This window comes from Acidiplasma aeolicum (assembly GCF_001402945.1).
Taxonomy (GTDB): Archaea; Thermoplasmatota; Thermoplasmata; order Thermoplasmatales; family Thermoplasmataceae; genus Acidiplasma; species Acidiplasma aeolicum.
This window is the reverse complement of the sequence record NZ_LKBG01000245.1, coordinates 1-11,090: the sequence shown is the minus strand read 5'-3', so window position 1 is coordinate 11,090 and position 11,090 is coordinate 1. Positions and strand designations below refer to the sequence as shown.

Annotated in this window: 14 protein-coding genes, 3 tRNA genes and 1 pseudogene; 7 read left to right on the top strand and 11 right to left on the bottom strand. The window is 34.8% G+C overall.

The window, feature by feature from the left end; genetic code table 11:
• From AOG54_RS06890 to AOG54_RS06880, 4 genes are all read left to right on the top strand, one after another.
• The coding region (locus AOG54_RS06890) for a TrmB family transcriptional regulator (protein ID WP_055032553.1) at positions 1 to 626 on the top strand (626 nt) is incomplete at its 5' end.
• Positions 607 to 1,473, top strand: coding sequence for a deoxyribonuclease IV (locus AOG54_RS06885; protein WP_082180452.1), 867 nt, complete (start codon positions 607 to 609; stop codon positions 1,471 to 1,473). The genes AOG54_RS06890 and AOG54_RS06885, both read left to right, overlap by 20 nt.
• The gene (locus tag AOG54_RS09555; protein WP_082180451.1) at positions 1,457 to 2,623 is read left to right on the top strand and encodes a DUF1015 family protein; all 1,167 of its coding nucleotides are present in this window, start codon (positions 1,457 to 1,459) and stop codon (positions 2,621 to 2,623) included. The genes AOG54_RS06885 and AOG54_RS09555 overlap by 17 nt, the downstream gene beginning before the upstream one ends.
• Positions 2,614 to 2,686, top strand: a tRNA-Thr gene (locus AOG54_RS06880). Before AOG54_RS09555 ends, AOG54_RS06880 begins: the two co-directional genes overlap by 10 nt.
• 3 nt (positions 2,687 to 2,689) lie before the next feature.
• Here AOG54_RS06880 and AOG54_RS06875 read toward each other — a convergent pair.
• Both AOG54_RS06875 and AOG54_RS06870 read right to left on the bottom strand, forming a co-directional pair.
• Complete coding sequence (locus AOG54_RS06875) at positions 2,690 to 3,295, bottom strand: DUF998 domain-containing protein (protein WP_054964303.1); 606 nt, start codon at positions 3,293 to 3,295, stop codon at positions 2,690 to 2,692.
• A 232-nt stretch (positions 3,296 to 3,527) separates the two neighbouring features.
• The gene (locus tag AOG54_RS06870; RefSeq protein WP_048101564.1) at positions 3,528 to 4,898 is read right to left on the bottom strand and encodes an MFS transporter; all 1,371 of its coding nucleotides are present in this window, start codon (positions 4,896 to 4,898) and stop codon (positions 3,528 to 3,530) included.
• Positions 4,899 to 5,191: 293 nt separating this feature from the next.
• Between AOG54_RS06870 and AOG54_RS06865 the strand changes: the two genes are divergently transcribed.
• Both AOG54_RS06865 and AOG54_RS06860 read left to right on the top strand, forming a co-directional pair.
• On the top strand, positions 5,192 to 5,779 hold the full coding sequence (locus AOG54_RS06865) for a peroxiredoxin (protein ID WP_054964023.1): 588 nt from the start codon (positions 5,192 to 5,194) through the stop codon (positions 5,777 to 5,779).
• Positions 5,780 to 5,830: 51 nt separating this feature from the next.
• Positions 5,831 to 6,853 carry a TrmB family transcriptional regulator gene (locus AOG54_RS06860; RefSeq protein WP_048101562.1) on the top strand — a complete coding sequence of 341 codons (1,023 nt, stop codon included), beginning with the start codon at positions 5,831 to 5,833 and terminating at the stop codon, positions 6,851 to 6,853.
• Positions 6,854 to 6,855: 2 nt separating this feature from the next.
• Here the strand turns inward: AOG54_RS06860 and AOG54_RS06855 are convergent.
• Together AOG54_RS06855 and AOG54_RS06850 are read right to left on the bottom strand one after the other, a co-directional pair.
• A tRNA-Ser gene (locus AOG54_RS06855) sits at positions 6,856 to 6,939 on the bottom strand.
• Positions 6,940 to 6,972: 33 nt separating this feature from the next.
• On the bottom strand, positions 6,973 to 7,365 hold the full coding sequence (locus AOG54_RS06850; protein WP_048101561.1) for a CoA-binding protein: 393 nt from the start codon (positions 7,363 to 7,365) through the stop codon (positions 6,973 to 6,975).
• A gap of 74 nt (positions 7,366 to 7,439) precedes the next feature.
• On the opposite strand from AOG54_RS06850, the gene AOG54_RS06845 reads away from it, so the two are divergent.
• The gene (locus AOG54_RS06845; protein WP_048101560.1) at positions 7,440 to 7,742 is read left to right on the top strand and encodes a transcription factor S; all 303 of its coding nucleotides are present in this window, start codon (positions 7,440 to 7,442) and stop codon (positions 7,740 to 7,742) included.
• Positions 7,743 to 7,745: 3 nt separating this feature from the next.
• Here AOG54_RS06845 and AOG54_RS06840 read toward each other — a convergent pair whose 3' ends face one another.
• The 7 genes and pseudogenes from AOG54_RS06840 to AOG54_RS09955 all read right to left on the bottom strand — a co-directional run.
• Complete coding sequence (locus tag AOG54_RS06840) at positions 7,746 to 8,531, bottom strand: MBL fold metallo-hydrolase (protein WP_054964018.1); 786 nt, start codon at positions 8,529 to 8,531, stop codon at positions 7,746 to 7,748.
• Between the two features lie 42 nt (positions 8,532 to 8,573).
• Complete coding sequence (locus AOG54_RS06835) at positions 8,574 to 9,263, bottom strand: SDR family NAD(P)-dependent oxidoreductase (RefSeq protein WP_055032552.1); 690 nt, start codon at positions 9,261 to 9,263, stop codon at positions 8,574 to 8,576.
• 50 nt (positions 9,264 to 9,313) lie between these two features.
• Positions 9,314 to 9,395, bottom strand: a tRNA-Ser gene (locus tag AOG54_RS06830).
• 1 nt (position 9,396) lies between these two features.
• On the bottom strand, positions 9,397 to 9,558 hold the full coding sequence (locus AOG54_RS10070; RefSeq protein WP_169749806.1) for a hypothetical protein: 162 nt from the start codon (positions 9,556 to 9,558) through the stop codon (positions 9,397 to 9,399).
• Positions 9,559 to 9,611: 53 nt separating this feature from the next.
• On the bottom strand, positions 9,612 to 10,004 hold the full coding sequence (locus AOG54_RS06825) for an NfeD family protein (RefSeq protein WP_048101557.1): 393 nt from the start codon (positions 10,002 to 10,004) through the stop codon (positions 9,612 to 9,614).
• Positions 9,970 to 10,575, bottom strand: coding sequence for a hypothetical protein (locus AOG54_RS06820; RefSeq protein WP_048101556.1), 606 nt, complete (start codon positions 10,573 to 10,575; stop codon positions 9,970 to 9,972). The genes AOG54_RS06825 and AOG54_RS06820 overlap by 35 nt, the downstream gene beginning before the upstream one ends.
• A 48-nt stretch (positions 10,576 to 10,623) precedes the next feature.
• A pseudogene (locus AOG54_RS09955) lies at positions 10,624 to 11,090 on the bottom strand (hypothetical protein); the annotation flags it as partial.

Below are 11,090 nucleotides of genomic sequence, written 5' to 3'. Positions count from 1 at the left end.
TTGTATATCATGGTGTTGCCAATGCAGATACAATAGCGGATACTGCAGGAATACCCAGAACATCAGCATACAAGGTTATGGAATCTCTTGTGGAAAAGGGCTTTGCAAAGGAAACGGAGGGCAGGCCGAGGATGTTCAAGCCCGAGGAAATGGACAAAATTAAGGATAATTTTATTTCAAAGGTAAACAACCTATTTGAGAGGCTTAAGGAGCTTCAGGACGTTTTGCCGTCCAAGGGTGACCCACAGCTTGTTTATACAATATATGGAAGATCAAAGGTCATGGCAAAAATGGCAGAAATGTTTGATCTATCAGAAAGGGAAATTTTGATTGCAACACCAAGAATAAAGGAAATAAGAACGGAATTAAAGAAAAACATAGACAACGCAATAAAGCGCGGGGTTCATGTCATATTTATCACACCACCTAATAAAAGGGTTCCGCCAAATACAGAGGTTTATAGAAAGGAGGGGCTTATAGCAACTGATGTGGCAAGTGATGAATCAAGGGCAATGCTGGCCGGGGCTGATCTGGACGCCTGTGGTTACACAGATAATCCCATACTTTCTTTGCATGTCCTTCAGTTTATACACATGATGATAAACAATGATGAATATAAAATCTGAATTTATAAAAAATGAAAAAATCATTGGTGGCCACGTTTCAATATCCGGTGGAATATACATGGCACCTGAAAGGGCATCACAATTCTGTTTCTCTGCCTTTCAGATATTTGTTAAAAATGGAAGGCAGTGGAACACAAATAATAATTTAGATAATAAAGATATCCTTCAATTTAGGGAAAACGTTAAGAGATTTGATATTAAAAACACGGTTGCACATGCAACATATTTAATTAATTTGGGCAGTCAGAATCCAGAGGTTGTTGAAAAATCTAAATTAGACATAAAAAACGAGGTAAAAATGTGCAATGACCTTGGTATAAACTATCTTGTAATACATCCCGGTTCGGCGGAAAACCATAATAATGCCATTCATAACATAATGGACTTTTTAAATTCACTCGATACAGGCGATACATCCATATTAATTGAAAACTCTTCAGGTAAGGGAAATACATTACCCGGCAGCATTGATGAAATGGCATCAATGATGGACATGGCAAAAAACAGGATTTATTTATGCCTTGATGTATGCCATTTTTATGCCTATGGTTATGATATAACTAAAAATTATAATGATGTGATGTCCACCCTTAACGATAAAGTTGGTTACAGTAAAATTAAAACCATACACCTTAACGATTCAAAATATAAGCTTGGTGAAAAGGGAGACCGGCATGAAAATATCGGTTACGGTTACATTGGTGACAGTGGATTTTATAATATTATAAATGACAATAATCTTAATAATATCCCCATGATAATGGAAACCCCAGATGGAGATGAATACTATAAAGCCAATCTTGAAAGGCTTCTGGGTTTAATGGGTGGTAATGTTGAACATAAGTGAGTTTAAACCATATGTGTTTAACTGCGATATGCAGGAGGTTGTCTCACCTCCATTTGACACCATATCGTGGAATCAGGAAATGGAGTTAAGAAATAAAAAGTGTAATATAGTAAAGCTGACCATGCCTGAAAAAAATCTTGGAATAAAGGCCTCACTTGATATATTTCACAGATGGATATCAGAAAAAAAACTTGAGCAGATTAATAATGACATATTAATAATTTTAAAGCAGGAATTCTATAACAATAAGGAATTGATGCAGAGATTTGGCATAATTGCACTGGTTGACGTCTGTGCAGACAATATTAAGCCACATGAATTAACATTTCCAAATCAGGTTATTGATCGCAAGGAGGTGATGAAAACACTTAATGCCCAGCTGGAACCAATCTTTATGGTTGTTCCTGATAATTCATTCGATAAACTTTTGAAGAGAACGGCATCTGAACTGCCCACAGAATTTGTATTTGAAGAGCCCCTTGGTGTACACAATTATGTTTATTTTTTGGATTCAAGGGAAAAAATAGAAAAGATTAAAAGTTCTGTCAGGCAGGATGTGGGCATAGTTGCCGATGGCCATCACAGGTTAAGAGCGGTGCAGGAGCTTTACAGTGAAACAAATGATGGGTTCTGGAAATATGTTATGTCATATATAACATCAATATACGATCCAGGCCTTATGATAGGGGGCGTTCACAGGCTTGTATATGGCATAAATTTTGAGCCATTTATACCCAGGATTAAAAATTTTTTTGATATTGTTGAGGATAAAAATTTTTATGGGGACCACAGAATATGCATTTATAGCAACTCCAAATTTTATTATCTGACCCCAAAGGATTATATAATTAAAGAAAAATTTGGAAATTCAAAGCCTCTTCCAACTGAAATAGTAAATAATATTCTCTTTCAGGACGTTTTTTCAATGAATACAGCAGAGTATCAAAAGAATATAAGATTTATATATAATTATACAGACGCAATAAATTCCGTTGATAACCATGAATGTAACTTTTCCATTCTTATTCCGTCATGGCAAAAGGAAGAATTTTTAAAATTCATTACTGAAAACAAGCTTCTTCCACAAAAATCAACATATTTTTATCCAAAAATACCATCAGGAATTGCCTTGTATGTTAAGCCACTGTAGCTCAGCAGGCAGAGCAGCTGATTCGTAATCAGCAGGTCGGGGGATCGAAACCCTCCAGTGGCTCATTTATTTTTGTATATTCAATGTTTTTGGATATTTTATTATATTATGGATATGAATTATAACCACAATTTCTATAACTATTATTCCGAAAATCTCGTTCTCTGCAACAGACCCCCAGGGAATAATGGCAAAAAGAATCCATGCAATTACAAGTATAACCAATAATGAAATTCCAGTTTTAATATTTATTAAAATTATTGAAAAACCTATCGCCGTATATGAAATTGTGGCAAGTATAAAAAACCAGATGGAAACGAAATCGTGCGGGTAGGTTCCCTCATGGTATATCCCAATTAGTGCAAGAAACAATCCAGAAATTATAAAGAAGGATGAACCGACTATTTCAATTGTATTTCTTGTCCTTAAAATAAAAAATGAGGATAAAATTGCAATTAATACGCCCTCGATCATAAGGCCAACATTATAAATCCATGGATATAAGGGTGCTGGATGGCCATTATTTATTAAATTTCCTCCACCAAGATCGCTAAGTGCATTATGTGTTATCCCAAACCATGGATTGAATGCTGAAGAAACAGCAATGACAATCCATATTAACAGCATTGTAATACCACCAGAAATTATTAAAACTGAATTTTTTATATTCATGTAAATACAAATGCGTGATTTATTAAAATATTTATATTACTGGGAAAAAATAATAAAATCCATGCTGTACCAATTCTATCATAAATGCCATATTTTATAATAAAGGTTACCCAGAATATTTCTATTATAATAAAGATATAACATTGAAATTAATCTTAAAACGTTATTCAAGTACTTACCATTTTAGAGCCACCAATTCCAAAAATATAAAAAAATTAAAAAGTTAAGTTATTTATGACGATATCTTTTCAAGTGTTTCCCTGGATGCCCTTGGTCCTAGAAGTGATATAAGACCTGCAATAAGGCCTGTTATGGCAATAAATATAAAACCTGTCTTAAATGTATATGAGGCAACTATAATTGGTAGGATTATTGCTCCCAGTGCACCCCCTATATGTCCAATTCCATCAGTAAGTGCGAATCCGGATGCCCTGGCCCTTGTTGGATAGTTTTCTGCTGTATATGTATAGGCCACCTGAAGATACATGCCAAGAGCAAGTGATGCCATGAATGACCCTGCAAGTAATGTGGGTTCTGTTTTTAATGAAAATATGATAAGCCCAATAAACCATATAACAGTGTCGAAAAATATTACGTATTTTCTTTCATATTTATCTGCTGTTAGGGCCATAATTATTGCGCCAACCGGATAGCCTATTGCACCTATGGCAAGGTAAAGTATGGAACTTGCCAGTGAAATGTGGGCATCCGCAAGCATGGTGGCAGCATCCCCAAGAAATGCATAGTTTCCTATATACCAGAAAAACCACATAAACACAAGAATTGTCAATCTCTTTGAATATATTTTTCCAGTTTTTCCCTCAAATAGGTAAAGTGTTGGAAATTTTTGTTCATATTCTTTTAAATCAACATCCTCTGGATGGGGGTCGGGTAATTTCCCAAACCTCTTCTCTGCGGTATCCTCCATCATCTTTAGCACACTTTTTGCCTTTTCAAGATTTCCAGATTTTATTGCAAGCCATCTCGGTGATTCTGGTAATTCAAACCTTAAAAGCAATGCTATTACTGCAATTATGCCACCTATGGCAAACAAATACCGCCAGCCATTGTAATATACTGGAACAAGTCCAAGTGCTATAAATGGGGTTATTGCCTGCCCAAGTATTCCTATTATAAAGGTATACACTGTGATTCTGCCACGCCACTGCGGTGGTGCAAACTCGCTTATGTAACCAGAAACAAGGTTTAAATCAGCACCAAGCCCTAGCCCTGTGACAAATCTTGCTATTGTCAGTTCAGGCACATTAAAGGATATTGCATCACCAAAAGACCCAATTGCTGTTAATGCCATTGTGATTATCATTGATTTGTACCGTCCAAATACGTCCGCTATGCTACCGATAATATAAGAACCAAAAGCATAGCCTATTAAACCAACAGAGAGTGCAAGAAATAATGATGTTGATGCACCTATGTGAAACTGTGTGGAAATTGCTGGCATGGCAAAGCCAATATCGGATATATCATAGAAGGTAAAAAAATAGCCAATGCCAATTATAATTAGAAAGGAATACGGTAGGGACCAAACCGGTATTCGGTTAACCCTTGCAATAATATCTTTTATCTCATTATCATTATTCATAGTAAAAGGGAATTAATATATAATATATATATTTTTACTACAAATACAGGTATTATATTATTTATTATATTTAAACATTGTTTTGGTCTTAATATAGCTGAGACTAAATAAGATTTTTATGATTTCCTTATATGTCAATTCTAAACCTCTTTTAAAGGCGCTTCATTAAAATTTTTATGTGTTTGTATAATAATATTAGTATTATGATTAAATAAAATGAATAAAATACAATTTTTTAGTAATTAAAGATAATTAAAATTAATATAGGATATAATAATTATGTATTGATAAACATGTTGCAAATAGGAGTAGAAGCACCGGATTTTGAAGCAGACACATATTTTCCAGAGAACAAAGAAATTAAAACAATAAAGCTCTCAGATTACAGGGGGAAATGGGTAATACTGACATTTTACCCGGGAGACTTTACCTTTGTCTGTGCTACAGATATAGAGGCATTAATGGGTTCATATGATAAATTTTTAAAGGAAGGGGCCCAGATTTTCGGCATCAGCGAGGACTCAGTATTCTCACACAAGGCCTGGTCTGATACATCTCCAAGGGTAAGCAAGAGCAAGATCCCGTTAATAGATGATTATACAAAGAAAATTGCAACAGAGTATGGATTCCTTGATACAAAGGGATACCAGGCACAGAGGGGTCTGGTAATAATAGACCCTGAGGGTAAGGTTCAGTACATAGCAATGTTCAACAATGGCCTCGGAAAGGATGTAAGGCACATATATGGTGCATTTATGGGACTTAAGGTACTTCATGACACACCAGAGGGCGAGGGCCATATGTGCGCCATACCTGCAAACTGGGAACCCGGAGAGAAACCATTAGACATAGATGTAGTAAGGGATATTGGAAAATTATAAAATTTTATTTTTTAATATAAATATTTATTTATATGTAAGCAATTTCCTTTTATGAATGACGATGAAGTATTTGAAAAATTATCTAAATTTGGTTTATCTCCCTATGAGATTAAGGTTTATAAAACACTTTTATTGAATGGGCCGCAGACTTCAACATCAATTGTTTCAACTGCAGGCATACCGCAGCCCAGGGTTTATGACCTTTTTAATAATCTAATTACCAAGGGCTTAATAGAGGTAAGTCCCGGGAAAAAAAAGATATACCGTGCCGTCCCTGTTGAGGTTGCACTTAGCAAAATAATCAATGAAATGACTGAATATAAGGATGAAATATCAAAGGTTGTTGAAAAATCAGCGTTAACTGCAAATAAATACAATCCATATTTATGGTATCTGGATAATGAGGTATTAATAAGAGAACAGATGAAGGATATGGTTGTAAACTCACAGAATGAGATTATTGGATCATGTAGATTGTCCACACTCAGATATCTTGATAAATATCTTATAGAGGCCGCAGATCGTGGAGTATCTGTTTTTTTAACAATATTTCCAGATTCAGATAGATACGATATTACAGATCTTATCTCAAAAATAGTTATTAAAAGAAGACCTGGAATATCTCCAGAAATTATCATAAAGGATAGAGATGAGGCAATAGTACAGGTGGATAATATCAATCTAAGAAATAAATATGCCATAGATTTTGAGGAAGAGGAAATGATACATATAATAAACTACTATTATTACAATATTATATGGAAACCATCAATATATATATCAAAGTTCCAGATCAAAAGCAACTGGATTTTTAATACTTCATGGATTTCATGCGAGGCAATAAACATGTTTTTAAATAATGGATATAAACTTGAGGGCCGTGTCATAGGTGTCACACAGAATGGTGATATAGATATATCCGGATCAATAAAGGGTACTGATATAATACCCGGCTATAAAAATTCATTTATTATACAAACAGATGAACAGGTTTTTTCAGTTGGTGGCAGGCTTACAAGAATAGAAGATATAAGAATGGATAAATTCTATTTAACTGCAGAAAAAATAAAATAGAGCGCTGGGAGGGAGATTTGAACTCCCGAGCTATTGCTAGCAGCAGATTTCGGGTCTGCCGCCTTTCCGGGCTAGGCTACCCCAGCATACAACCACATTAAAATCAACCTTAAAAATTTTTATTTCTGTTTTAATTTTTCCAGCTCTTTTTTCATGCATTTGTCCATAACAACATACATTCCATTTTTTTCTGCAACATCCCTGGCCTCCTCGTTGATTATTCCCTCCTGCATCCATATAACCTTTGCCTTACCTATTGCCTGTTTTACTATATCTGTTACATACTCCGGTTTTCTAAATATATCCACCACGTCCACTGGTTTATCAACAGAGTTTAAATCCTTATATGATTTTATACCGTTCCATTCCTCTATTGAAGGATTTACCGGTATAATATTATAACCATTATCCATGAGATATTTGGCAACAATATTGCTGTATCTATCAGGTTTTTCCGAAATGCCAACAACGGCCACATTTTTATATTTTTTCAAAACTTCTTCGGGGCTCATAATAAAATATTATGAAATTTTATTTAAACCTTTTATTTAATTATCTTTATATATCAACTTGTAATATTATAAGCATGTTCTGTCCAAAATGTGGTTCCTTAATGGTACCAAATAAAGATAAATACATATGCAATAACTGTGGTTATGAGGTTTCAAAATCAGGTCATAATGAGAAAATTACAGCACAGAGTTCTGGAAAGGAGACAATAATGATAGAGGAGGAAGTATCCGGTGAACCGCTTGACAGTGAGGCGGTTTGCCCTAAATGCGGTCACGTTGGTGCCTATTATTTATTAAAGCAGACAAGGTCTGCAGATGAACCTGAAACAAAGTTTTATACATGTGAGGCCTGCCATCACAGATGGCGTGAGTACTGATATTTATATATCGCATTGTTCTATCTCTGGCCTCTCAGGCGTTCCCGAAATCCGTGCAGATATAATGTTTGTATCATGATTAAAGATCATTATTGCCCTTTCTGAAATTGCCATTTTCAAAATTTTTTTCTTCATCTCCATTGACTGAATTGGATTAACATCTATGGCTGTTAAATGATTCGGTTTTACATGAAATGCTGATGGGAATAGATCGCCACCATATATGTACCTTTTATTCCCTATTTTTATCTTTATTATCTGATGACCAAAACTGTGACCGCCTGTGTAAATAACACTGATTTCACTGCTAATTCTCCTGCTACCATCAAGCGTTAGAATATTTTTCCTATTTTGATATTTAACATAGCTGCCACGTGTGAAATCATTGGGATTTTTATAGGCCTTTAGTTCAAGTTCCTGGCATATTATAACCGATTTACTGAATAAATCAGAACTGGAAAATGCATGGCCTGAGTGATCAAAGTGCATGTGTGAAAGTATTATAAAATCTATGTTTTTTATTCCAGATTCACTTAATTGACCTTCAGCGTCCACTGATTTATCCGGTTCAAAAATTTTCACAAATTTTTCATCAAATTTATTTCCAATGCCGCTGTCGATTAAAAAATTATAATTATTATTTTTAAAATATAAAATATTAAGTCCAAGCCTTATTCTGTTGTTATTATCATTAAAATAACGCTGCCATATTGCCTTTGGGGTTATGCCAAAATATGCACCGGCATCTATATAATAATAGCCATCATTTATAATTTTAAATTCAGACATAATACATTATTATCTATTTTTATATCAAACTTTATAAGTGAACTATAAACCTGAACCCACATCAATGTCATGGCCTCCTGCAACCCTTATGACTTCACCTGTAATCATATTATTATGCAAAAGCATATTAATGGCATCAAGCACCCCATCTGGCGGGTATCTACCGATGGCACCAGGCATGCCGGAATTTGGGTTATTTTCCTTATCAATAAAACCCGGTGCTATCGAATTAACTCTTATTCCATATTGAATAAGGGAATGTGCAAGATACTTTGTCATAAAATAAACCGCACCCTTGCCTGCTGCATATCCTGGATTTGAATTTAGATAAACATTTTCTGCCGCTGAGAATCCTATGGCAGTTCCTCTGGATTCTTTTAGATAATTAAGCGATGCCTTAATTATATTGAAAAATGTGATCGCATTGTTTTCCAGTGCATCCACAAATTCTTTTACATCATAACTTTCCACAGGTTCCTGAGAAAAGTAATTACCGGAAACATTTATGACAGCATCAAGACCTCCCAGTACATTATATGCCCTATTTATTGCAATTTCCAGCGAATTATAATCTTTTATATCGCATCTGGCATAATTACATTTAAGTTCTTCAGCCAGTTTTATTACATGCTCACCTCTGGAACATAAAAAAATATTGTGCCCCTGATTTTTTAAATTTACGGCTATTGCACTTCCCATGCCCGGTCCAATTCCAGCGATAAAAATATTCATAAAAATCCATTTTAAAACAATATTTAAGATTTTTTTACAGGACTAAAAAGCGCGGGGAATGGGATTCGAACCCATGCTCTCTGTTGAGAAACAGCTTAGCAGGCTGCCGCCGTACCTCTGGGCCATCCCCGCATCATGATGGATATCTGTCCTCAAGGTCGTTTGCAATCTGTTCCAATATCTCCTCAAAGCTTTCATTTTCCATGTTAACAACTTCACCGCTGGGCAGTGTCATTTTTACATAGTATATTTCGCCATCCTTGGATATTTCAATTTCGGCAAGAGTTTCTCCCATAATACTGTAATTGATAGCCATATATTATTTTTTTCAAAATTTTCTGTTTATATTTACCTCAAAATATTTTTACCCAATTTTTTAACAAGCAGTTTAACTCCACGCCTATCCTTTATAACAACGTTATCGTATTTTTTAATTACCTCATCACCAATGTTTACTGCCTCCCATGGAACACCATCAACAGTAACCGTACCGGTTTCATTTTTGTTAATTTCAGACTGTGCTATGCCTATTTTATTAATTAACGATTCAGCACCGGTATATCTTCTTGACCTTTGGGATGTTATTATCTTTGCAATGTAATATACTATGATAAATAAAACAAGAAAGAATATAATAAATAATATAATTAAGGTTGCAGGTACAGACCCTGAATTAACTGCTGCAGGGTTAAATGAAAATTTTCCCTCACTGATACATATTTGATGGAGCCTTGTCAGCATCAAGTACCTCACTTATTAATTTTTCTGCATCCTCATCCCTGAGACCTATTGTCTTCTTTAAATAATCCTTTATCTCGTCCCTTGACTTACCCTCATCAGCCATATTTTTTATCATCATGTATGTTCTTTCAATTATCTGTGAATTAAACTGATCCTCGAGATGAAGGGCCTGAACCATTAAATAAAAGGCGGTTAGTATTGCATTTAAACCTGCATTTATCTCATCCTTGGTTAAGGTGTCTGTAACCATATCCTCCCTTGCAACGACCTCCTCGTTTATTCCGTCAAGCATAAATTTAACCATTTCCACACGTTTATTAAGTATTAGCAGAACCCTGTAAACTGTCAATCTCTCCTGGTTATCTATTGTTGCGGTCTCAATGCCTGTTCTGATCAATAAATTTAATGTGTTATCGTCATTAAATGTAAGAAACATTGTAAATGGTATCTTATCATTTTGAAGAACCGTGTATGGCCCAACCTGAGAAACCTTCCATTTCAGGTCTATTAATTTCTGTGCATTATCATCACCATTCTGAAACCATGATAATACTTCATCTTTTGTTGCCATAAATATATAATGTTTTTATTATATTTTAATATTTATGGAGTTATTATTTTATAATGCCTTATATCTTTTCAAAGAAACCTCGTATATATCCCCATTTGATCCCAGTAGATTCAGGGTTTCATCCACCTGCTCCTGTGTTATACCCTCATTTTTTGCGGCGACGATTATATCATCATACCTGCATCCCGGGCCATCATCATTATTTTTTATATAATCAAGTATGAAACCCTCAACATCAGGTATTAATTTTTCCTGCCCGCCTGTTTCTGTTTTTACTGCCTCATTTGAGGGCATCTCATAATTTATTGCCGAAATTGCAGAAAGGTATGAATTAAAATCATAATCCTTATAATAATTTTTGGATCTAACTGCGTCCTCTGCCTCCTCCCTTGTATAACCCAATTTTATTAAAGTTTCCTCGTTGGCCTCTTCATCCTTGTTAATTTCCCTGATTGCATATATTTTTCTTCTGGCAATATAGAAGCTTCTCTCACCCCAGAAGTATCTTTCTATTT